We start from the raw sequence: 20,904 nt of genomic DNA, 5'->3' as shown, positions 1-20,904 counted from the left end.
AGGTAGCCGACACTGGAGTCGTGAATCGATTGGACGACCTTGCTGCCGAAGGCGAGCCGGAGAAGGAGTTCAACCCAGGCATCGCCGCCCGCTTCCCCCGCAAGACCGCCGCCGGCGGCGCACTGATCCGCGACCACGCCGGCCGGATCCTCTTCCTCGAACCCACCTACAAGCCGACCCTCGACATCCCCGGCGGCATCGTCGAGTCCGACGAGTCCCCGTACGAGGCGTGCTGCCGTGAGGTGCAGGAGGAGATCGGCCTCGACCTGGAGATCGGCCGCCTGCTGGTCGTCGACTGGGTCCCCGCCCACGGCCCGTGGTCGGACTCCCTGGCCTTCATCTTCGACGGCGGCATCCTGGACGACCCCGCCCTCACCCTCGACCCCACCGAAACCCGAGCGCACCACTACCTCACCCTCACCGAGGCAACTCCCCGCCTCCGCCCTTCCATGACCCGCCGCCTAACCCTCGCCCAACAAGCCCTAACCACCGGCACCCCCACGTACGCCGACTTCGGCCACCCCATCTGAGGGCCGGTGATGCGCAGCTCGACAGGACGTGTCGGGCGGTGGGGTAGTGCACCTGAGCGTGGATCGCCAGGCCATCACAATGCGGCCGCTCCCGCCGCGACGAGCGTGACGGGAGCGGTGGAGGGGTAATTGTGATGGGCTGGCGGTCCGGGCCTACCCGGCGGTGGCGAGCATGGTGGGACGGTAGAGGGTCAGGCCCTCCTCGTCGACGACGGCGACCCGGATCGCCGACGGGGTGGAGTCCTGGTGCGGTACGGCGAAGACGGCGGTCGCGCGGCGGCCGTCGTACCTGGCGGCGTAGCTCACGAACCGCCAGTCCTCGTCGTCCCAGTAGTCGTGGATGTCGGAACGCAGCAACCCGTCGACCGCGCGGTACGCCGGGCTGAGCAGGACCCGCCGCTGCGTCGCGGCGAGCGGTGTGTCGTCGGAGGCCGTACCGGCGTACGGGTGGCTGAGCCGGATCCGGATCCGCCGCAGCGGCAGCAGCCAGTACCGGTCGAGCTCGGCGGACAGCATCGCGAACGCCGCCGCCTCGACGACGAGCACGAGCACCCCCGAACCCGCTGACCACCAGCCGGTTGAGGCGAAAGCCGCTGCCACAGCAGTTGCCAGCAGCAACAAAGCGCGCGCGATCGCTCGTGCGCCAACTGGTCTGGCCGACTTCCCGGTACACCCACAGGACGCCTCGGGTACGACGATCTTCGAGTAGATCAGGAACCCGGTGAAGCCGGCCGCCAGCACCATCGCGGCGAGCGCCTCGAGGGTCCAGACGGGTGGCAACAGGAGGCCCAAGGCAACCAACGCCTCGACCCCGGCAACAGTCCGGTACGCCGTGATTGCCCGCGACTCGCCGACGAGTCGCGGTAACGCCGTACGCTCGGCCTGCTTCGGATCGGCGAACTTGCCGTACGACGACCAGAGCAGGAGCAACCCGATCAGAAGCGGCTGAGCAGCCGCCAAGGTACCCATGTCAGTTCGACGTGTAGATGGTCGCGATGTCGATCTCGTTGGTCCCCGGTCGCCAGGCCCCGATCACCTGGGCGTGCCGGCCGACCTTGAGCATCGACAGGTCCGACACCGCGGGCGTGCCGTTGTACACGGCCGCCGTGGTTCCGGACTGGACGTGCCCGACGACTTTCTGCCCGTGGTGGTCGAACTGGACGCCGCTACGCCCGATCGCCGTGATCGCGACGGTCAGGTTGACGATGTTGACCCAGATCGCCTCGGCGGCCAGGATCCCGTCCGGCAGCAGTACGCCGCGCGCGTACAGACCGTCGCCGATCCGGGCCTGGTCGATCGTGGTCGGGCGGAGCTTCCAGACACTCGTCACGCCGGTCAGCTGGATCCGGTGCAGCCGGCCGTCGGATCCCTGTACCTGCAGGAGATCCTGGTTCCGGCCGGTGATCACGCCTTCGGCGAAGTTCGGGTCCGGCTGACCGGCGTCGGGGGACTGCGTGGCGAACGCGGCCTCGGGGGCGAGTGAACCCATGGCGCTCGCGGCGACCAGGCCGGTCGCGCCGAGGGCCGCACGGGTGAGGAGCGAGCGACGGTCCATCGTTGTGGTCATCTCACTCACTCCTCAGCCGACGTCGATGTTCGCGGGGATCAGACCGGCACTCAGGCTCGCGATCGCCGAGAACGCGGCCGGAGTGAGGTCGAGGAGGCGGTTCGCGGCACACGTCCCGCCGCAGCAGGCGCGTTCACCGCAGAACAGGTCGGTCTGCGGACCGCAGTCCGCGATCGAGGTGACGACCCGTTTTCCGTTGCACAGGTTGGTGGTGGCGTGCCGGAAACCGCAGGTACGCCGGGTCATTCCGGTGAACCCGCAGCGGTCCGGACGGGTGATTGACAGGCACGCGTCCGACGTATTCGGCCACGCGTGCTGGAAACTCCCGGAATTACACGTGCCGCAGGCACCGTGACCGGTGCTCGCGCAGGGTCCCCATGCGTTTCCGCAGCAGAACCACGATGCTTCGCCGTTGAATCCGGCCATGACAAATTCCTCCAGGTCTAGGGGCGGTAAGACCTACTGGAACTCTTTTGTACTCCGATCCGGCGGAATCTCCCAGAGGTAATCGCAGAAACGGAAACTTTTTGCCTAGCGCTCGGTACTGAGTACCTGTCCGCGGAGCAGGAACCAGGCGACGACCGCGGTGATCAGCAGGACGGCAGCACCGACGCCGGCGGCGATGGAAACCCCGTGTGCGAAGGACTCTCGCGCTGCATCGAGCAACTGAGCCGCCGCCTCCGGCGGAAGCTGTGCGGCCACCTCGACCGCTCCACCCAGCGACTCGTGTGCCGCGGCAGGCGTGCCCGCGGGACCGGTGAAGTCGCGGTAGACGCCGGTGACGATCGACCCGAGCAGCGCGATCCCAAGCGCCGCACCGAGCTCGTACGCCGTCTCGGACACCGCACTCGCCGCACCCGCTTCCTCCTTCGGTACGGCGGCCAGGATCACGTCGGCGGTGACCGTGAACGAGAACCCAGCACCAGCCCCGACCACGAGCAACGCCGCACCGAGCAACGGATACTCGGTGTCCTGACTGATCGTGGTGAGCGCTGCAAGCGCGAGCCCGATCGCGGCGAGACCACCGGCCACGACCGCGCGCACCGAGAACCGGCGCGCCACCTGCCCGGCGAGCAGACCGGCGACGATCGCACCGATCGCGGCCGGCAACTCCGCGAGCCCGGCCTCGATCGGCCGCCGCTCCTGCACCAGTTGCAGGTACTGCGACAGGAAGAAGATCAATCCCGACAGCCCGAGGATCGTGAGCAGATCGGCCAGTACGGCGCTGCTGAAACCACGGCTGCGGAACAACCGCAGGTCCAGCAACGGGATCGGGAGCCGACGCTGACGACGTACGAAACCGTAGAGGGCGATCGCGCCGATCACGCCCGCGGCCAGCGAGATCCAGCCGAACCCGTGCGCCGCGAACTCCTTGATCGCGTAGACGATCCCGATCATCCCGACCATCGACAGCACGACACTGATCAGGTCCCACGGACCCGGCTGCGGGTTCCGGGACTCCGGGAGGAGGCGAGCGCCGACGACGACCAGTACCGCCATCACCGGCAGGTTGATCAGGAACACCGAACCCCACCAGAAGTTCTCCAGCAGTACGCCGCCGACGATCGGGCCGATCGCCATTCCCGCCGACGCCGCGGCGCCCCAGATCCCGATCGCGACGCTGCGCTCCCGCGGGTCGTGGAACAGGTTGCGGATCAGGGCGAGCGTGGCCGGCATCAGCGTCGCGCCCGCGACCCCGAGCAGTGCTCGCGCCACGATCATCAGCTCGGCCGAGTTCGCGTACGCGTTCAGCACCGAGATCGCGCCGAACGCCGTCGCGCCGATCAGCAGGATGCGCTTGCGGCCGATCCGGTCGCCGAGGCTGCCCATCGACACGAGCAACCCGGCCAGCACGAACGAGTACGCGTCGCCGATCCACAGCAGTTGAGTGCCCGACGGCTTCAGATCCTCCGAGAGGAATGGCGTCGCGAGCCCGAGCACCGTTGCGTCAACGGCGACGAGCAGAACGGCCAGCACGAGTACGCCGAGCGCCAGCCAGCGCCTCGGCCGCGTGATCGCTTGCTGCTTCATTTCTCTCTCCGTACTGCGCCACCGAGCAGCAACTCGGTGACGTTCGAACTGAAGTCCTTGGGGGCGACCCGTCCTTCGCAGATGGCCCAGGCCGCGGAGACCAGCAGCCCGTAGAGCGCTTCGGTCAGCCACACCGGGCTGAGGTCGATGCGGAACTCGCCTGCTTCCTGACCGCGCCGGAACAGGGCGACCATGCGCGCGTCGAGCCTGGCCCAGCCCTCGTTCAGCTCCTCGCCCTCGAACAGTTGGTTCTCGGAGTACAGGAACGCGAGCAGTCCCGCGGCCGGCTCCAGCTCTAGCACCAAGCGCCGTACGGCGTCCGGGGCCGGGCCGTCGTCGACGGCCGCCCTCTCCGCTGCGGCCTCGCACTCGGCGATGCCGAGCTCCTCGAGCGCCCGGACCAGCGCGTCCCGCCCGGCGAACTGCCGGTTGAGCGTGGCGCGACTGATCCCGGCGGCCCGCGCCACCTCGTCCATGGTCGCGGAGGACTTCCGCATCAGCAGACTCGCGGCGGCCCGCAGTACCTGCTCTCGATCAACAGCCATGAGACGACAATACCTCAAATGAGACAGTGGTGTCTCATCGAGTTCTCTAGCATTGAAGCCTGTATGCGGTATACGATCACGGAGAGCGTGTCGGGTGTGACCTGGTGAACGGTGAGATCGATCGGGACCCTATACACTTGCCGCGTTTGTGGAGGGGAGTATCCCGCCACGGCAGCGTCGTCATCACGGGAGGCCTGGGCGGCCGAACCGGTGCTGCCGGCCCGGACCGATCGAGCACGAGATCATCCGGGTGGGAGAGACCTCCGGACCAAGCCAGCTGTACGCCGACGTCCGGAGGTTCGTCATGGTCTCTGTCATGTCCCCTGCCGTCTGGGTGCTGACGATCGCCGGGTTGCTCGCGATCGTCGCGTTCGACCTGATCGTGATCGCGCGCCGCAACCACACCGTGACGATCAAGGACGCGACCCGCTGGGTGCTGTTCTACGTCGGCCTGGCCGGGCTGTTCGCGCTCGGGCTGTTCCTGTTCAGTCCCGGACAGTCGGGCAGCGAGTTCGTCGCCGGGTACATCACCGAGTACAGCCTGAGCGTCGACAACCTGTTCGTGTTCGTGATTATCATGGCGCGGTTCGCCGTACCGAGCCTGGCGCAGGACAAGGTGCTGTACATCGGCATCGTGGTCTCGATGCTGCTCCGGGCGGTCTTCATCCTGGCTGGCGCGGCCGCGATCTCGGCCGCGAGCTGGGTCTTCTACATCTTCGGCGCCTTCCTGGTCTACACCGCGGTCCGGCTGGCGATCGAGGGCGAGAACGACGAGTCCGACTTCCAGGAGAACGTCGTGATCCGCGGGATGCGCCGGATCCTGCCGCTGCAGCACGACTACGACGGCGCCAAACTGGTCACCAGGACCGACGGCCGCCGGATGCTCACCCCGCTCGTGATCGTGATCTCCGCGATCGGGATGGCGAACGTGATCTTCGCGCTGGACTCGATCCCGGCGATCTTCGGCCTCACCCAGGACGCGTACATCGTGCTGACCGCGAACGCGTTCGCGCTGATGGGTCTGCGGCAGCTGTACTTCCTGATCGGCGGCCTGCTGGAGCGGGTCGTCTACCTGAACGTCGGCCTGTCGGTGATCCTCGCGTTCATCGGCGTGAAGCTGATCATCGAGGCGCTGCACGGCTCGCACATCGACGACATCGGCGCGATCCACCTGCCGCACATCGGCATCCTGACCTCGCTCGGCTTCATCGTCGGCACGCTGTTCGTCACCACGGTCGCCAGCCTGCTCAAGTCGGCGCGCGACAACCGCCGCGAAGCGATCCGCATCAAGATCGACGAATGAACCACTGCCGATCAGACGGCCGTGGTACTGCGGGCTTCCTTGAGCCGCAGGTACAACGCCGGGATCGGTAGCCAGATCAGCGCGGATCCGAGCAGTGCGCCGCGCAACGACGTACGGCCGAGGGCACCGAGCGGTGGGCCGCCGACGACCTGACCGATCGCGTTCGCCTGCGACACCATCGACAGCACGGTCGCCCGGGAACGCGAGTCGACGTGCCGGTTCAGCCAGCCGGAGTGGATCGGAGTAGCGACGGTGTCGGCGATCTGTCGCAGCCAGAGCGCCGCGAGCGCGAGCCAGAGGTTCCCGGCGAACGCGAACAGGAACATGCCGAGGACGTCCAGCGCGGCGAGCGTCGCGAGGATGCCGGTCGGGTGCGAGGCCTGCAGGCGTTCGGCGGAGAAGCGGTTCAGCAGCAGTGATGCACCCAGCGAGAGGGCCGTGCCGGCCAACGCCAGGAGGGTGAACCAGAGCGCCGGGTCCGACGTACCGAACACGGTCGGGAAGCTGAAGGTCAAGAGCCGCACCGACCACAACCGGTCGAACGCCTCGCTGGACAGGCCCGCGATCAGGCTGATGACCACCAGCGTCCGTACGACGGGACGCCGCCGGGCGACCGCCAGACCGTGCTTGAACGTCTCGGCCATCTGCCGGAACGTCTCGCGCTCCTCGCGCGGCGTGCGGTGGAAGTTCTGCTCGCGCATGAACACCGCGAGCAGCAGGCCGAGCAGCATCGTCCCCGCACCGGAGATCACCATCGGCAACGGCAGGCTGATCAGTCCGAGACCACCGGCGGTGACCGTGCCGGCGATCTTCGCGGCCAGCTCCAACTGCTGGGTGCGGACGAACACCCGGCCGACCCGTTCGGTGCCGATCTCGTCGGTGATCCAGGCCTGGTCGGCGCCGGACGTGAACGTGTAGCCGACGCCCCACAGCACCTGCGCGGCGAGGATCGCCAGGAACGCCGGTACCAGGCCCTGAAGCAGGAGGCCGGCGCCGATCAGCACGAAGCCGATCACGATCGAGAGTCGGCGGCTGTACAGGTCGGCGACGATGCCGGTGGGGATCTCGAACAGGAAACAGGTGAGCTCGAGCGTGGTCCCGACCAGGACCATCTGCAGTGGGTCGAGTCCGGCGTCGCGGACGTAGTACACGAGGTTGAGCGTGAACGAGAGGGCGGCCAGGAAGGACCAGGCGGCGTTGTAGACGTAGTACGTCGGAGTGGGGTCGGCAGACCGGTAGGAAAGCATTTCGGGTGGCTCCTGAAAGCGCGTGCGGGCAGGACGAAGCGCCGACCGACAAGGTCAAACGCTTGCGTGGCGCACGGACGGCGGCGGGGCCGCGGTGGTGCGCTTTCAGGAGCGAGTACGCATGGCGACAGGGTAGGGGAGACGCGGCGCGTCTGCCTTCGAATTAGCCGACTCCTGTTGGTGATCAGGGGTACTATCGGTAGTGCCTGGCCCGGCCGTTCCCCCGTGATGGTCGGGTCAGGTTTTTCATCGCCCTTTCGGTCCACAGCGGCCCCATCCACCCCGACCTGCCAGGATGCAGGGATGGTCGCGTTGGGTGATGTGACGGAAGCATTGGGGATCGAGCAGGCGCGGCTGGAGCCGACGCGGCGTGGCGACGAGGACTCGGTTCGTAACGGGAACTGGCATCTCTGGACCAGCGACGGCGAGCACCACATCCTCCGCCGGTACCACCTGCTGAGGACTGAAGAGGACCTCACTTACGAGGCCCAGGTGCTCGATCGCCTGACAGCGTGCGGCTGGTGCGTCCCCGCGCGAATCGCCGGCCCGATCCAGTACGACGGACGCCTCTGGGCAGTCACCCGCTTCGTGCCGGGCCAACCACGCCAGAACGAGACCGCGGCGCAGCAGACCGAGCGCGGCGAGGTGCTCGCCCGGATGCACGCGGACCTGAGTGACGTCGACCTGGGCTCGCGGCCCGGGTTCTTCCAGGCCGCGGACCTGGACGCGATGGGGGACTTCCAGGGCTGGGACGGCGGCGTCGAGCTGCTCCGCGAGCAGCGGCCTGACCTTGCCGACAGGGCCGCGCACGCGATGGACGGTGCCAAGGAGCTGGTGCGCGAGCACGACCTGTTGGGACTGCCGCAGACGATCGTGCACGGGGACTTCGCGAGCTGGAATCTGCACTTCGACGACGACGATCGTCTCGCCGGGGTGATCGACTTCGACCTGTGCCACCCGGACAGCCGTGTCTGGGAACTCGTGATCGCCAGGGCGCAGCCGGACATGCTGACCGGCTATCAGCGAGCCGCCGTCGAACCGCTCACCGAGCACGAGCTGGCTGCGATTGAGCCGTTGCGGGTGGTGTTCCGGGTGTTGATGGTGATGGCCGAGCTCTGGAACGGCCGGCAGGCGGGCCGTTTCGACGAGGTGCTGATCGCTCGGCAGCTGGCCGCGATCAGGTCTTGACACAGAACGGCGCAGGCGGGTTGACTGCGATATAGTTAACAGAAGAAATAAATTGTGGATCGATCCGGTGTCGGTGGCTCAGAGCGACCCCGGGTGTGATCGACGTACGCCCGGATCCGGTGGTGAGCCACCGGATCATTCGGCGTTCTGTGATCGGTAGTTGCTAGCGGCAACGCTGGAAAACCCTTACCTGCAAGGGATCTGAGCCCATCGGTCACCGTCCGGTATCGACCCGGGCAGAAAGTCTTCCGCTGCCCCTGGGTTGTGTGTCATCCTCCGGGATAGCGAAACCCGAGATCCTATCGGATATCGGTTCCACTCCAGCGCGTGAGGGAAAGGATGCGGAGTGAGCGCAACCTTCGAGGTGAAACCGGCACCGGCGGCACCGGCATCGCCGGCTGCAGTGACCGCCCGGAAACCACCGCGAACGAGTCGCCGAACCCAGGCCTGGCGCAGTCTCCGGCGGCACTGGCAGCTCTACCTGCTGGTCGTCGTACCGCTCGCGTACTTCGTGATCTTCAAGTACGTCCCGATCGCGAACGCCGTGATCGCGTTCAAGAACTACAGCCCGATCAAAGGCCCGTGGGGCAGTGACTGGGTCGGCTTCCGCAACTTCGAACTGTTCTTCCAGAACCCGGTGTTCTGGACCCTGGTGAAGAACACGTTCCTGCTGTCGGTCTACACGGTGCTCGCGAGCTTCCCGATCCCGATCATCCTGGCGATCGCGCTGAACGAGATCCGCAACGGCCGCTTCAAGAAGCTCGTCCAGCTGGTCACGTACGCGCCGTACTTCATCTCCACCGTGGTCGTGGTGTCGATGACGATCCTGGTGCTGTCGCCGCGGCTCGGGTTCGTCAACGACGCGATCGGGCTGTTCGGCGTACCGTCCGTGGACTTCCTCGGCAATCCGGACTACTTCCGGCACATCTACGTGTGGTCGGACGTGTGGCAGACCACCGGGTACTCCGCGGTGATCTACCTGGCCGCGTTGTCCGGGATCGATCCGGCGCTGCACGAGTCGGCGCGGATCGACGGCGCCAGCCGGCTGCAGCGGATCCGGAACGTCGACCTGCCCGGGATCATGCCGACCGTGGTGATCATCCTGGTGCTGGGCGTCGGCAACATCATGTCGATCGGGTTCGAGAAGGCCTTCCTGCTGCAGAACCCGCTGAACACCGCGCAGTCCGAGATCATCGCCACCTACGTCTACAAGACCGGTCTGCTGAACGCCGACTTCAGCATGGCGACCGCCATCGGGCTCTTCAACTCGGTGATCAACCTGTTCCTGCTGCTCGGCGTGAACTTCGCCGCCAAGCGCATCACCGGAAACGGACTCTGGTCATGAGCATCACTCTGCAAGGCTTCCGGCGTACGTCGGTGAAGCGGTCGGAGCGCACCACGATCGAGGAGACGCGCACCGACAGAATCTTCCTGATCGGCGTGCGGATCATGCTCTGGATCGCGCTGATCCTGGTCGCCGTACCGCTGATCTACATCGTCGCGAACTCGTTCAGCAGCCCGTCGGCGGTGAGCGCCGGCCGGGTGCTGCTCTGGCCGATCGAGCCGAGCCTGCGGGCGTACAAGGAGGCCTTCAGCGATCCGCTGATCATGAAGGGCTACCTGAACTCGTTCATCTACGCGATCGGCGGGACCCTGATCAGCGTCACGCTGACGATCGCGATCGCGTACCCGTTGTCCCGCCGGACGTTCTTCGGCCGGAACGTGATCATGAGCGTGCTGATCTTCACCATGCTGTTCTCCGGCGGCCTGATCCCGACGTACCTGGTGGTCCAGGACCTCGGGATGCTGAACACCCGCTGGGCGATGGTGATCCCGAGCGCGATCGGGGTCTGGCAGGTGATCATCGCGCGGACGTTCTTCCGCAGCACGATCCCCGACGAGCTGTACGAGGCGGCCACCATCGACGGGGCCAGCGATCTCCGGTTCCTGTGGTCGATCGTGCTGCCGCTGTCCAAGCCGGTGATCGCGGTGATCGCGCTGATGTACGCGATCTTCCAGTGGAACAGCTACTTCGACGCGCTGATCTACCTCAAGGACCCCGGCCTGTACCCGCTGCAGATCGTGCTGCGGAACGTGCTGATCCTGAACACCCTCACCGGGTCCACCACCACGACGAGTCTGGCCCAGCAGCTCGAACAGCAACAGCTGGCCAACGTCCTCAAGTACGCGCTCATCGTCATCTCGAGCCTGCCCGTACTGATCATCTACCCGTTCGTCGCGCGCCACTTCACCAAGGGCGTCATGGTCGGCGCGGTCAAGGGCTGACGAAGGTGGTGCCTGGTGGTCCCCCGCCTACTGCGCGGCACTCGGCACGGCACCTCGACGCACGGGTGCAAAGGCCACGATGCTCCGCATCGAGACCTTCGCCCCCGCACGCCGATGCACCGCACCGAGCACCTGCTCGCTACGGCGCGGGACCACCAGCCACCACCTACCCCATTCAGAAAGGAACACCGCAATGCGCTCATCCGTGAGCAAGGTCGTGGCGCTGGCAGCAGCCGGCGCGCTCGTCCTGGCCGCCTGCAGCTCGGACAAGTCCGGCAAGGGTGCGGCGAACGAGACATCGGCGGACGGGAAGGTCGTCATCGACACCTTCACGCCGTCCGACCAGAGCACCAACCTGGACACCAACGCGGTGACCAAGATCATCAGCGACAAGTTCAAGATCCAGTTCCGCTGGCAGACCACGACGTACGACGCCGGGCCGGCCAAGGAGAAGCGGCAGATCTCGCTGGCCAGCGGCGACTACCCGGACCTGTTCTTCCTGATCCCGTGGATCGACGCGTTCACCCAGGCGGAGGTGCTGAAGCTCGGCCAGCAGGGCATCGCCGTACCGCTCGAGGACCTGATCAAGGAGAACGCGCCGAACATCCAGAAGGCGCTGGACTCCAACAAGGAGTACAAGGAGATGTCGACCGCGCCCGACGGTCACATCTACGCGCTCCCGCAGTGGGCGGACTGCTTCCACTGCACGTACCCGGACAAGCTGTGGATCAACAGCACCTGGCTGAAGAAGCTCGGCCTGCAGGTGCCGAAGACCACCGACGACCTGCGCAAGGTGCTCGAGGCGTTCAAGACCAAGGACCCGAACGGCAACGGCAAGGCCGACGAGATCCCGATGACGACCGACCCGCAGGACAGCAGCCTGATCGCGTACCTGATGAACGCGTTCGCCTACGACCCGGTCGGCGCGAACAACGGCGTCCGGTCGCTGCTCACCCTGAACGGCGACAAGGTCACCACACCGGTGACGTCGGACCAGTGGAAGGAAGGCCTGAAGTACATCCACGGCCTCTACAAGGACGGTCTGATCGACCAGGCCGCGTTCACCCAGAACGCGCAGGCGCTGCAGGCCCAGGGCAACAACCCGAAGGCCGTCGTACTGGGCTCCGTGCCGGTGCTGTGGCCGGGCATCTTCGTCCAGCTGGACTCGAAGGACGGCCGGGACAAGCAGTACGACGCCGTGCCGCCGCTGACCGGTCCGGAGGGCAAGAGTTACACGGGGTACAACCACCCGACCTCGACCGGGTACACGTTCATGCTGACCAACAAGGCCAGCAAGGAGGCCCAGGTCGCGGCGATCAAGATGCTCGACTGGATCTACAGCGACGAGGGTCAGATGATCACCAACATGGGCCCCGAGGGTGTCGGCTGGACCAAGCCCGCTGCCGGTGACATCGCGCTCGACGCCAGCACCAAGGCGCTGTACAAGCCGAAGCAGGACGCGCCGAAGAACATCAGCTGGGGCGCGCTCGGTCAGTACAACAACACGCTGGCCTTCCGGAACGCGCAGGTCGTGCCGAAGGACATCTACACCGGCGCCGGCCTGGAGCGGCGGCTGTGGGAGGCCACCAAGCAGTACGAGGGTCACGAGGACAAGGCGCAGTGGTTCCCGCAGACGTTCGTCTGGCCGGACCCGAGCCTGAGCGGTGAACTCGCGACGCTGCAGACCAACCTGAACACCTACGTGAACCAGAACCAGTTGGCGTTCATCACCGGTTCGAAGAACATCGACACCGACTGGGACGCGTACGTGAAGGGGCTCGAGAGCACCGGCATGCCGCGGTACCTGGAGATCAACCAGCAGGCCTACGACAAGTACAAGTCCGGGAGCAAGTAGTTGTCCCACCTACTGTGGTTCCACGCTCCTGCGTCGGACTGGTTCGAGGCGTTGCCGCTGGGCAACGGGCATCTCGGCGCGAAGGTGTACGGCCGGGTCGCCGACGAGCGGATCGCGCTCAACCTCGACGACGTCTGGTCCGGTGACGGTCCGCGCACGCTGACCGTCCCGGACGGGCCGGCGGTGCTGGCCGACGTACGCCGGTTGTTGCTGGAGGACGGTGATCGGTTGGCGGCCACCGAGCGGACCCGGGCGTTGCAGGGTCCGCTGGTGGAGTCGTACCAGCCGCTCGCCGACCTGGTGATCCGGTCGAGCGGTACGGCGACGGCGTACCGGCGCACGCTCGACCTGAGCACCGGCGTCGTGGGCGTGGACTACACGGTGGACGGCACCCGGTTCCGGCGCGAGACCTTTGTGTCCGCGCCGGACCAGGTGCTGGCATGGACGATCACGGCCGACCAGCCTGGTGCGATCTCGCTGGATCTGAGCCTGGAAAGTCAGCATCCGATCACGGTTGACGTTGCCGATGGCACCTATGGCGTCGTCGGGCGGGCGCCGTCGGATCTGACGATCGAGTACCGGGAGAGTCCGGACCCGATCCGGTACGAGGAGGGGCGCGGCATCGGGTTCGGTGTCGCGCTGCGTGCCTTCTCCGACGGAGGATCGGTGACGACCTCCGACGCCGGTGTCGCGGTGCGTGGGGCGTCTCGGGTGACCGTGGTGCTGGCGGCGGCGAGTACGTTCGCCGGCTGGCGGGTGCCGCCGGGGCGGGATCCGCTGGTGGCTTTGAGTGCTGCGACGGCGGTGCTGGATTCGGTTGCCGTGGACAAGCTTCGGGAGCGGCACGTCGAGGACCACGCGTCGTTGTACGACCGGGCGTCGCTGGAGCTCGGCGTCTCTGTCGAGCTGCCGACCGACGAGCGCGTCCAGGCGGTCGCTGCCGGGGGCAACGATCCGGATCTGGTCGCGCTGGCCTTCAACCTCGGCCGGTACCTGCTGATCGCATCCTCCCGCCCTGGGACGCAGGCGGCCAATCTGCAGGGCATCTGGAACCAGGACCGGCGGCCGATGTGGGCCAGCGACTGGACCAACAACATCAACACCCAGATGAATTACTGGCTCGCCGACCTGACCGGGCTGAGCGAGTGCTTCGACCCACTCACCGATCTGCTCGAGGGCCTGGCTTCATCGGGTGCCGAGACGGCTCGGATCTTGTACGACGCTCCTGGCTGGGGGTCGCACCACAATGCGGACATCTGGCGGGCGACCTGGCCTGTCGGCGACGGCGGGGACGATCCGGTGTGGTCGATGTGCGCGACGTGTGGGGTGTGGTTGACGGCGCATCTGATGGAGCATTACCGGTTCACGGTGGACGCGGACTTTCTCCGGGACCGCGCGTATCCGTTGATCGCGGGCGCGGCGGAGTTCGTACTGGCGATGCTCGTCGACGACGGCGAGCAGTTGCAGTTCATTCCGTCGACTGCGCCGGAGCATCACTTCGTGCTGCCGTCCGGTGCGAAGGCATCGGTCGACCTCACGTCGACGTACGACATCTGGCTGATCCGCGAGTTGTTCGCGAACCTGGTCGAAGCCGAAGGTGTGCTGAGGTTGAGCTCGTCGCTGGCCGAGCGGGCTGCGGCTGCTCGTGATCGGTTGCCTGCGATTCGCGTGACACCGGACGGACGGCTGCACGAGTGGCCGACGGACTGGGAGCCGTCGGAGCCGCAGCACCGGCACCAGTCGCATCTGTACGGCCTCCACCCGGGCGCCGAGATCGACCCGATGCGTACGCCGGAACTCGCCGCGGCGGCTCGTGCGTCACTGGAGTTGCGGACCGCGGGTGCCACCAACGGTGGGTGGACCGCGGCCTGGCTGGTGGCGTTGTGGGCGCGGCTGTTCGAGCCGGCGCGAGCCGTCGAGGTGATCCAGGACTACCTGAGCCGGCTCGTGTCGGGCAACCTGCTGCACCGCGACGGCGACATCTTCCAGATCGACGCCAACTTCGGCCTGACCGGCTGCATCCCCGAGTTGCTCCTGCAAAGCCACACAGACGTCATCCGGCTGCTTCCCGCCCTGCCGCCCGAGTGGCCTGACGGTTCGTTCCACGGGCTCCGCGCTCGGGGCGGCCTGTCCTTCGACGTCGCCTGGCGCGACGGGAGGCTGACCGAGGCCGTCGTACGGGCGTCTGCCGCTGGGACGTATCGGATCGCGTTGCCGGACGCGGAGCGCACTGTGGAGCTGGCGGCCGGTCAGCAGCTGGACCTGGTTAGGGGTGCCTAACCAAACTTGTTGTAGTCTCAATGTCCGTGAAGAAACTGATCGGGATCGTTGCGTCCGCAGCCGTACTGGTGCTGGCCGGGTGCGGCGGCGGGGACACCAAGACTGCGGACACCGGCGTGGGTGACAAGGAAGTGGCGACCGGCGGGCGGCTGTTCAAGACCGCCGACGAGGAGACCGCGAAACTCGGCTCGGACGCCGCGCCGGGAGCGTTCCCCCGGACGGTCAAGCACGCGCTCGGTTCGACCGAGATCCCGGCGAAACCGTCGCGGGTGGTCGTCCTGGACAGCGGCGAGCTGGACGACGTGCTGGCACTGGGCATCACCCCGGTCGGGATGGCGACGACGGCGGGACAGAGCGGCGTACCGTCGTACCTCGCCGACAAGGCGCAGGGAATCAAGACCGTCGGCGGCATCAGCGAACTGAACCTCGAGGCGATCGCCGCGCTGAAGCCGGACCTGATCCTGGGCAGCAAGCTGCGGGCCAACGACCTGTACGAGAAGCTGAGCGCGATCGCGCCGACCGTGTTCAGCATCCGGCCCGGGTTCCCGTGGAAGGAGAACTTCCTGCTGGTCGCGGACTCGGTCGGCGAGGAGGACAAGGCGACCGCGCTGCTGAACGACTACCAGAAGCGCGCCGACGAGGTGAAGTCGAAGGTGGAGGGTACGCCGACGATCTCGCTGGTCCGGTTCCGTCCCGGACAGATCCGGCTGTACGGCAACCTGTCGTTCATCGGCGTCATCCTGAAGGACATCGGCCTGCCGCGCCCGAAGATCCAGGACGTGCAGGATCTCGCCGTCGAGGTCTCCCAGGAGAACATCGGCCAGGCCACCGGCGACTGGATCTTCTACTCCAGCTACGGCAAGCCCGGCACCACCGACGAGACGAAGGTTGTCAACGGCAACCTCTGGAAGTCCCTGCCCGCCGTCAAGGCAGGCAAGTCGGCCCGCGTCGACGACGAGGTCTGGTTCCTCGGCCTCGGCCCGATCGGCGCGATGGACGTCCTGACCGACCTGGAGAAGCTGCTCGGACCGAAGGGCTAGTTCGTCACCTGGTAGTGCAGGTGGACGAAACCGCTCGCGAAGCGTCGCTCGGCCACGAGTTCCAAACCGACCTTGAGACCGTCGGGGAGGGCTCGCGTGCCGCCGCCGACGATGACCGGGACGAGGAAGACGTGGATCTCGTCGACCAGGCCGGCTAGAAGGGCCTGGCCGCCGAGGTTCGCACCGCCGATCGAGATGGCCGTCGGCGAGGATTGTTTGAGTTGGGCCACGCCGTCGGGGGTGAACTCGCGTTCCAGGCGGGTGCGGGCGGTGGTGACCGCCGGCAGGGTGCGGGAGTACACGATCTTGTCGGCGGCGCGCCAGATCTCGGCGTACTCGCGGCTGACCGGCGCCGGGTCGTCGGCGGTTTCCCAGTACGACATCGTGGCGTACATCCGGGCGCCGTACAGGTAGGTGCCGTTCGGACGCTCGAGGCCGTTGACGTAGGCGTGGACCTCCTCGTCCGGCGCGGCCCAGTCGAAGGAGCCGTCGGCATCGGCGATGTACCCGTCGAGCGAGGCGATGGCTGAGTAGACGAGTTGTGCCATGGAGCTCATCCTTCCGTGACCGGCAGCAGGTTGCGTTCGGCGAAGACCTTCTTGGCGACCGTGATCGCATTGATCGCGCGGGGGAAGCCGGCGTACCCGGCGGTGTGGATGAAGGTCTCGACGATCTCGGCCGGCGTCAGGCCGACGTTGAGTGAGGTCTTGATGTGCACCTCGAGCTCGGGTTCGCAGCCGCCGAGCGCGGCCAGGATCCCGAGGGTGACGAGCTGGCGTTGCTGGGGAACCAGCGCCGGCCGGGAGTACAGGTCGCCGAAGCCGAACGCCACGATGTGATGTGCGAGCGCCGGGGCGATGTCTCCGAGGCTGTCCATCACAGCAGGAGCGCCGCCACCGTCGATACCGCTCAGAACCTCCAGCCCACGCTGGTACCGCGCCTGCTCTTCCGCACTGCCGATGTCAGGAGCCGTCATGTCCTGACGGTAACCGGCGATCAGTCCTCGACGCGGCCGCGGTTGGTGACGTTGATGTGCGGGGCCCGTTGGGCGATCGCGGTGACCAGGTCGTCGTACGGGAGAGAGCGGGCGAGGATCTCGTGTGTGCCGGGCCACGGGCAGGACGGGCCCCAGGCCTTGGTACTGCGGGGGAGTGCGTCCTCGTCGACGAGCATGACGACCAGCCGCGGCTCCCACATCTCTTCACTCTCCTGGCGTTCGACCCGGCAGACGCCGCGGACCTCGTCCCACGGGATCGTGCGCGGTTGCTCACCGCCGAGGTAGATGCCGGCGTCGTCCACGGTCAGCAGTACGTCGTCGACGTCGTCCTCGCGGCGCTCCTCCAACGCGGTGATCGCACCGACCACGAGCAGGATCGGCAGCCCGACCGCGAAGATCAACGGCGTACCGCCCCAGCCCAGCCACACCGCCTCGAGCGGTTCCCGGATCGATGCGCCCCGGATCGCCTGCACCACGACGATCGCGAGCGTCAGCGCCACCATCAGGCCGAACACTACGGTGCCGAGCGCGAGTGCGGTCTTCGTCGTACCGAGCCCGTGGCGCTTGACGACGAACGGCTCGGTGATCTGCGCTGACGGCATACGGGCATTGTGCGGTGCGCTCCCTCGAAGGCACCAGAGCTCTCACAGATTCCTCATCATTCCGGTGCCGGGCGATCGTCCGTACGGATGAAATCGCCGTACCTGACGGTGCATGGACTTTGGTCCGGCCCGGCCGTCCGCAACAATCACTCCATGCCGGACCGCCAGACAGCTGTCGCCACTCGCAAACCGCCGCCGCCGCGCACCAGCGCGCGGCGGAGGAAAATGGGTGGCATGTGGCGGCGCGGCTGGGTGATCGCAGTGCTGGCGATCCTGTCGGCGCTGCCGCTGCTGTTCCACCGTCACGTTCCGAACTCGGTCGGCAACCTGGGCAGTCTGCTCGACACCTTCCTGCCCTGGGTCGGCCTCGCCGTACCGGTGCTCGGTGTCGCCGCTCTGGTACGCCGCTCCGCGACGGCCGGTGTCGCGCTGCTGGTCCCCGCGCTCGTGTGGGGCCTGATGTTCGGCGACCTGCTCGTCCCGGGCAAGGGCGGCGGGGGAGCGTACGACCTGCGCGTGCTGACGCACAACGTCGACGCCGCCAACCCCGATCCGGAGAAGACCGCGCAGGACCTAATCGGGGCCGACGCCGATGTTATGGCGCTCGAGGAGCTCACTGCGTCGGACCTGAAGGTTTACAAGGCTGCTTTCGCCAAGCTGTACCCGTACCAGGTGTCCCGCGACACGGTCGCCCTCTGGTCGAAGTACCCGGTCGTCGAGACCACGTCCGTCGACGTCGGCTTCAAATGGACCCGTGCGCTGCGCGCGGAGGTCAGTACGCCGGAGGGCAAGGTCGCCGTGTACGTCGCGCACCTGGCCTCGGTCCGCGTAGGCACCAGCGGCTTCACGTCGGACCAGCGCAACGACACGATCAAGGCGCTCGGCCGGCAGATCGCCGATGAGCGGCTCGCTGGCGTGATCGTGATGGGCGACTTCAACGGTACGGCGAACGATCGCAGTCTCGCCCCGCTGACGGCCGGCCTCCGCTCGGCGCAGGGCGCGGCCGGCATCGGCTTCGGGTTCACCTGGCCGGCGAAGTTCCCGATGGCGCGGATCGACCACATCCTGGTGCGCGGCGTCACCCCGACCAAGGCCTGGGTGATGAGCTCGACCGGCAGCGACCACCGCCCGGTCGTCGCCGAGCTACGCATCTGACGCGATCCCTTTGCGATAGGCGTACCGCACCGCCTCCGCGCGGTGCCGGGCCCCGATCTTCGCGAACGTGTTGTTGATGTGCGTCTTCACGGTCGCCTCGCTGATGAACAGCTGACCGGCGATCTCCGGGTTGCTCAGGCCCTGCGCGATCAACCGCAGTACCTCGGTCTCCCGGGCCGTCAGCCCATCGGTCTCCTGGTCTGTTGGTGTGAGTCCCGCGATCAAACGCTTCGAGACCTCGGGGTCGAACGTCGACTGCCCGGCGGCGGTCGACCGCAGCGCGGCGCCGATCTCGGCGCGGCCGGCGTCCTTGGTGAGGTAGCCGCGCGCCCCGGCGCGGAGCGCGTTCGCGATCGAGGCGTCGTCGGCGTACGTGGTCAGCACGAGTACGGCGACCTCCGGGAAGTCGGCCGTGATCCGCGCGGTCGCCTGCGTCCCGTCCAGGACCGGCATCCGCAGATCCATCAGCACCACGTCCACGTTGCCCCGGGCAACCAGGTCGACGGCTTCGACACCGTTCGCTGCCGCGCCGGTGACCTCGACGCCGTCGATCAGCCCGAGTAGAGCGACCAGTCCTTCTCGCACGACCTGCTGGTCGTCCGCCACGACCACTCGGATTGCGTCAGTCAACCTCTGCCACCACCAACCAGTCGTCGCCGTCCGCACCTGCCGTCAATGTCCCACCCACCAGGGCCAGCCGCTCCCGCATCCCGGCCAGCCCATACCCCTCGCCAGTCGTGACACCCTTGTTCCGAACGGACAGCCGCATACCGTCGAGCTGCATCTCCACCGCCTGGCCAGGTGCATGTTTGGCCGCGTTGGTCAGTGCCTCGCGAGCCGCACCGAGCAGTGCGACCGTGACACCGGAGTCCAGCTTCCTAGGACCACCAGTGACAGTGAGCCGTACGGCGGTTCCGTGGTCCTTCTCGTGCTGCTCCGCGATCGCAGCGAGTGCTTGAGGGAGCTCAGGCACCTCATCTGCCCGCAGCGCAGCTACAGCGTTCCGCGCCTCAGTCAGCCCCTGTACGGCGAGCCGGCGCGACCGACGTACCCGCTCCAACGCCCCGGCCGTGTCACCGCGCTCATCCAGCAACGCCTCGGCTACCTCGAGCTGAACGCTCAGTGCGCCCAGCGAATGCGCCAGTACGTCGTGCAGGTCCCGAGCGATCCGCCCGCGCTCCTCCAGCGTGGCTGCACGGGCGTGCTCGCTCTGCGCCAGCCGGGTCTGCTCCAGCAACTGCTCGGTCTGCCTTGCCTGCACCTCGTACTGGCGCCGGTTCAACCCGAAGGCGGTCAGTACGGCGGTCCAGAGCAGCTGGGAGAAGTACCAGGTGTCCGGCTGCTCGAACCACCACGCCGAACCGGCGTATGCCGCCGCGACACCGATGCCGACAGCAATGATCGGCCGGTTGCCGCGGCGCCCGAAGTCGATCACGGCGATGTCGGTGATCGCGACCAGCACCAGGACCAGGGCGTTCGACTGCGGGTAGCCCGCGATCAGCGCGTTGCTGACCGCGACCGTGCCTAGCAGTGCTAGCGAGACGTACGGGCGAGCCGTCATCAGCACCGAGCCGGCCACGAAGAGGGCGAAGGTCACACCGAGCACGACCCAGACCCACGCGGACGCGGGGCGCGCGGTGGCCAGAACGGCGACCGCGACACCCGTGGTGAGCACCCGGCCGACCCAGCCGCTCTCTCCGTGCGGACGGGGCGGCAGCAGCGCCTTCAGCTTCACTGGTTGGTGTACTCCTCGGCCATCTGGCTCGCCTTGCTCTGGATGATCAGCGACTGGGTCAACAGGTTCGCACCCATCGAGACCATCAGCGCGCCGCCGCCGGCGACCGAGGCGCCGAGCAGGTGGCCGAGTCCCACGAGCCCGAGCCGGACGACCAGGTAGGCCACCATGATGCCGAGCCCGGGCATCCCGAGCCGGAAGAACACCTTCCCGGCGCGCCGCTCGACCTGCGCGACCCGGCCCGAGCCGACACCGGCGACGAGTGCGAGCGCGGTGCCGACGACGAGCAGTACGACGTCCACGACGCCGAGGCCGGTGTGCCGGTCGTACAGCTGGTAGACCCCGACCCCCATCAGCACGACCGGGCCACGCCACACGTCGGTGTCGGAGTTCTCCAGCTCGGACCAGGACAGCCGCCGGGCGAGCACGGCCACCACGACGGCGATCACGACGAGTGCGTTGGGCAACGCTCCGAAGCTCATGTCACGGACGGTAGGTCTGCCCGGTCTTTCCAGGGGACCGACCAGGGGTGGAGATCCGGGT

22 protein-coding genes are annotated in these 20,904 nt (G+C 67.3%); 9 read left to right on the top strand and 13 right to left on the bottom strand.

All coding sequences use genetic code 11. The features are described 5' to 3' along the window. Positions 1-20 precede the first annotated feature (20 nt). Positions 21-530, top strand: coding sequence for an NUDIX hydrolase (locus EV649_RS05125; RefSeq protein ID WP_130381001.1), 510 nt, complete (start codon positions 21-23; stop codon positions 528-530). A 153-nt stretch (positions 531-683) separates the two neighbouring features. Here the strand turns inward: EV649_RS05125 and EV649_RS05120 are convergent, their stop codons facing one another. The 6 genes from EV649_RS05120 to EV649_RS41950 all read right to left on the bottom strand — a co-directional run bounded on the left by EV649_RS05120 (position 684) and on the right by EV649_RS41950 (position 4,979). After that, positions 684-1,499 (bottom strand): MauE/DoxX family redox-associated membrane protein, encoded by an 816-nt coding sequence (locus tag EV649_RS05120; protein WP_130380999.1) that lies wholly within the window; start codon positions 1,497-1,499, stop codon positions 684-686. A 1-nt stretch (position 1,500) separates the two neighbouring features. Next, complete coding sequence (locus tag EV649_RS05115) at positions 1,501-2,097, bottom strand: cell wall protein (RefSeq protein ID WP_130380997.1); 597 nt, start codon at positions 2,095-2,097, stop codon at positions 1,501-1,503. 12 nt (positions 2,098-2,109) lie between these two features. Continuing rightward, positions 2,110-2,343 (bottom strand): septal ring lytic transglycosylase RlpA family protein, encoded by a 234-nt coding sequence (locus tag EV649_RS41460; RefSeq protein ID WP_241997717.1) that lies wholly within the window; start codon positions 2,341-2,343, stop codon positions 2,110-2,112. A 285-nt stretch (positions 2,344-2,628) separates the two neighbouring features. Next, positions 2,629-4,128 carry an MFS transporter gene (locus EV649_RS05105; protein WP_130380993.1) on the bottom strand — a complete coding sequence of 500 codons (1,500 nt, stop codon included), beginning with the start codon at positions 4,126-4,128 and terminating at the stop codon, positions 2,629-2,631. Next, positions 4,125-4,673: a TetR/AcrR family transcriptional regulator gene (locus EV649_RS05100; protein ID WP_198682307.1), complete on the bottom strand. Its 549-nt coding sequence runs from the start codon at positions 4,671-4,673 to the stop codon at positions 4,125-4,127. The genes EV649_RS05105 and EV649_RS05100 overlap by 4 nt, the downstream gene beginning before the upstream one ends. Before the next feature lie 183 nt (positions 4,674-4,856). Beyond that, on the bottom strand, positions 4,857-4,979 hold the full coding sequence (locus EV649_RS41950) for a hypothetical protein (protein WP_277875617.1): 123 nt from the start codon (positions 4,977-4,979) through the stop codon (positions 4,857-4,859). A gap of 10 nt (positions 4,980-4,989) precedes the next feature. Here EV649_RS41950 and EV649_RS05095 point away from each other — a divergent pair, with 10 nt between their 5' ends. Then, positions 4,990-5,976 (top strand): TerC/Alx family metal homeostasis membrane protein, encoded by a 987-nt coding sequence (locus EV649_RS05095; RefSeq protein ID WP_130380989.1) that lies wholly within the window; start codon positions 4,990-4,992, stop codon positions 5,974-5,976. A gap of 11 nt (positions 5,977-5,987) precedes the next feature. Here EV649_RS05095 and EV649_RS05090 read toward each other — a convergent pair whose 3' ends face one another. After that, on the bottom strand, positions 5,988-7,223 hold the full coding sequence (locus tag EV649_RS05090; protein WP_130380987.1) for an MFS transporter: 1,236 nt from the start codon (positions 7,221-7,223) through the stop codon (positions 5,988-5,990). A 303-nt stretch (positions 7,224-7,526) separates the two neighbouring features. On the opposite strand from EV649_RS05090, the gene EV649_RS05085 reads away from it, so the two are divergent. From EV649_RS05085 to EV649_RS05060, 6 genes are all read left to right on the top strand, one after another. Continuing rightward, entirely contained in the window at positions 7,527-8,411 is an 885-nt protein-coding gene (locus EV649_RS05085; protein WP_157996174.1) for a phosphotransferase, read from the top strand. Positions 8,412-8,757: 346 nt separating this feature from the next. Further along, entirely contained in the window at positions 8,758-9,756 is a 999-nt protein-coding gene (locus tag EV649_RS05080) for an ABC transporter permease subunit (RefSeq protein ID WP_130380983.1), read from the top strand. Beyond that, a complete protein-coding gene (locus tag EV649_RS05075) occupies positions 9,753-10,697 on the top strand; it encodes a carbohydrate ABC transporter permease (protein WP_130380981.1) in 945 nt (314 codons plus the stop codon). Before EV649_RS05080 ends, EV649_RS05075 begins: the two co-directional genes overlap by 4 nt. A 193-nt stretch (positions 10,698-10,890) precedes the next feature. Further along, complete coding sequence (locus EV649_RS05070; protein ID WP_130380979.1) at positions 10,891-12,552, top strand: extracellular solute-binding protein; 1,662 nt, start codon at positions 10,891-10,893, stop codon at positions 12,550-12,552. Beyond that, positions 12,553-14,832, top strand: a complete 2,280-nt coding sequence (locus tag EV649_RS05065; RefSeq protein ID WP_130380977.1) for a glycoside hydrolase family 95 protein — start codon at positions 12,553-12,555, stop codon at positions 14,830-14,832. It begins immediately after the preceding gene. 26 nt (positions 14,833-14,858) lie between these two features. Continuing rightward, on the top strand, positions 14,859-15,872 hold the full coding sequence (locus tag EV649_RS05060) for an iron-siderophore ABC transporter substrate-binding protein (RefSeq protein ID WP_241997716.1): 1,014 nt from the start codon (positions 14,859-14,861) through the stop codon (positions 15,870-15,872). Here the strand turns inward: EV649_RS05060 and EV649_RS05055 are convergent. The 3 genes from EV649_RS05055 to EV649_RS05045 are packed head-to-tail and all read right to left on the bottom strand — an operon-like array spanning position 15,869 to position 17,471. Next, positions 15,869-16,420, bottom strand: a complete 552-nt coding sequence (locus tag EV649_RS05055; RefSeq protein ID WP_130380973.1) for a dihydrofolate reductase family protein — start codon at positions 16,418-16,420, stop codon at positions 15,869-15,871. The two genes, EV649_RS05060 and EV649_RS05055, sit on opposite strands and share 4 nt — an antisense overlap. A gap of 5 nt (positions 16,421-16,425) precedes the next feature. After that, on the bottom strand, positions 16,426-16,848 hold the full coding sequence (locus tag EV649_RS05050) for a carboxymuconolactone decarboxylase family protein (RefSeq protein ID WP_130380971.1): 423 nt from the start codon (positions 16,846-16,848) through the stop codon (positions 16,426-16,428). A gap of 20 nt (positions 16,849-16,868) precedes the next feature. Next, positions 16,869-17,471 carry a hypothetical protein gene (locus EV649_RS05045; RefSeq protein ID WP_130380969.1) on the bottom strand — a complete coding sequence of 201 codons (603 nt, stop codon included), beginning with the start codon at positions 17,469-17,471 and terminating at the stop codon, positions 16,869-16,871. A gap of 153 nt (positions 17,472-17,624) precedes the next feature. Here EV649_RS05045 and EV649_RS05040 point away from each other — a divergent pair, with 153 nt between their 5' ends. Further along, positions 17,625-18,626, top strand: coding sequence for an endonuclease/exonuclease/phosphatase family protein (locus tag EV649_RS05040; RefSeq protein WP_130380967.1), 1,002 nt, complete (start codon positions 17,625-17,627; stop codon positions 18,624-18,626). Here the strand turns inward: EV649_RS05040 and EV649_RS05035 are convergent. Genes EV649_RS05035 through EV649_RS05025 form a run of 3 tightly spaced genes read right to left on the bottom strand, consistent with a single transcriptional unit; the run spans position 18,615 to position 20,843 of the window. Further along, on the bottom strand, positions 18,615-19,256 hold the full coding sequence (locus EV649_RS05035; RefSeq protein WP_130380965.1) for a response regulator transcription factor: 642 nt from the start codon (positions 19,254-19,256) through the stop codon (positions 18,615-18,617). The two genes, EV649_RS05040 and EV649_RS05035, sit on opposite strands and share 12 nt — an antisense overlap. Then, a complete protein-coding gene (locus EV649_RS05030) occupies positions 19,249-20,361 on the bottom strand; it encodes a histidine kinase (RefSeq protein ID WP_130380963.1) in 1,113 nt (370 codons plus the stop codon). The genes EV649_RS05035 and EV649_RS05030 overlap by 8 nt, the downstream gene beginning before the upstream one ends. Then, a complete protein-coding gene (locus EV649_RS05025; protein WP_130380961.1) occupies positions 20,358-20,843 on the bottom strand; it encodes a hypothetical protein in 486 nt (161 codons plus the stop codon). Before EV649_RS05025 ends, EV649_RS05030 begins: the two co-directional genes overlap by 4 nt. Positions 20,844-20,904 lie beyond the last annotated feature (61 nt).

Source organism: Kribbella sp. VKM Ac-2569 (assembly GCF_004216905.1).
Lineage (GTDB): Bacteria > Actinomycetota > Actinomycetes > Propionibacteriales > Kribbellaceae > Kribbella.
The sequence above is the reverse complement of the archived record's forward strand: the minus strand, read 5'-3'. Positions and strand labels throughout refer to the sequence as shown.

Excerpts from the sequence above, each read along its gene's own strand:
- EV649_RS05120 (WP_130380999.1), bottom strand. The coding sequence starts at position 1,499 with ATGGGTACCTTGGCGGCTGCTCAGCCGCTTCTGATCGGGTTGCTCCTG.
- EV649_RS05115 (WP_130380997.1), bottom strand. The coding sequence starts at position 2,097 with ATGACCACAACGATGGACCGTCGCTCGCTCCTCACCCGTGCGGCCCTC.
- EV649_RS41460 (WP_241997717.1), bottom strand. The coding sequence starts at position 2,343 with ATGACCCGGCGTACCTGCGGTTTCCGGCACGCCACCACCAACCTGTGC.
- EV649_RS05105 (WP_130380993.1), bottom strand. The coding sequence starts at position 4,128 with ATGAAGCAGCAAGCGATCACGCGGCCGAGGCGCTGGCTGGCGCTCGGC.
- EV649_RS05100 (WP_198682307.1), bottom strand. The coding sequence starts at position 4,673 with ATGGCTGTTGATCGAGAGCAGGTACTGCGGGCCGCCGCGAGTCTGCTG.
- EV649_RS41950 (WP_277875617.1), bottom strand. The coding sequence starts at position 4,979 with ATGACGAACCTCCGGACGTCGGCGTACAGCTGGCTTGGTCCGGAGGTC.
- EV649_RS05095 (WP_130380989.1), top strand. The coding sequence starts at position 4,990 with ATGTCCCCTGCCGTCTGGGTGCTGACGATCGCCGGGTTGCTCGCGATC.
- EV649_RS05090 (WP_130380987.1), bottom strand. The coding sequence starts at position 7,223 with ATGCTTTCCTACCGGTCTGCCGACCCCACTCCGACGTACTACGTCTAC.
- EV649_RS05085 (WP_157996174.1), top strand. The coding sequence starts at position 7,527 with ATGGTCGCGTTGGGTGATGTGACGGAAGCATTGGGGATCGAGCAGGCG.
- EV649_RS05075 (WP_130380981.1), top strand. The coding sequence starts at position 9,753 with ATGAGCATCACTCTGCAAGGCTTCCGGCGTACGTCGGTGAAGCGGTCG.
- EV649_RS05070 (WP_130380979.1), top strand. The coding sequence starts at position 10,891 with ATGCGCTCATCCGTGAGCAAGGTCGTGGCGCTGGCAGCAGCCGGCGCG.
- EV649_RS05055 (WP_130380973.1), bottom strand. The coding sequence starts at position 16,420 with ATGGCACAACTCGTCTACTCAGCCATCGCCTCGCTCGACGGGTACATC.
- EV649_RS05050 (WP_130380971.1), bottom strand. The coding sequence starts at position 16,848 with ATGACGGCTCCTGACATCGGCAGTGCGGAAGAGCAGGCGCGGTACCAG.
- EV649_RS05045 (WP_130380969.1), bottom strand. The coding sequence starts at position 17,471 with ATGCCGTCAGCGCAGATCACCGAGCCGTTCGTCGTCAAGCGCCACGGG.
- EV649_RS05040 (WP_130380967.1), top strand. The coding sequence starts at position 17,625 with ATGCCGGACCGCCAGACAGCTGTCGCCACTCGCAAACCGCCGCCGCCG.
- EV649_RS05025 (WP_130380961.1), bottom strand. The coding sequence starts at position 20,843 with ATGAGCTTCGGAGCGTTGCCCAACGCACTCGTCGTGATCGCCGTCGTG.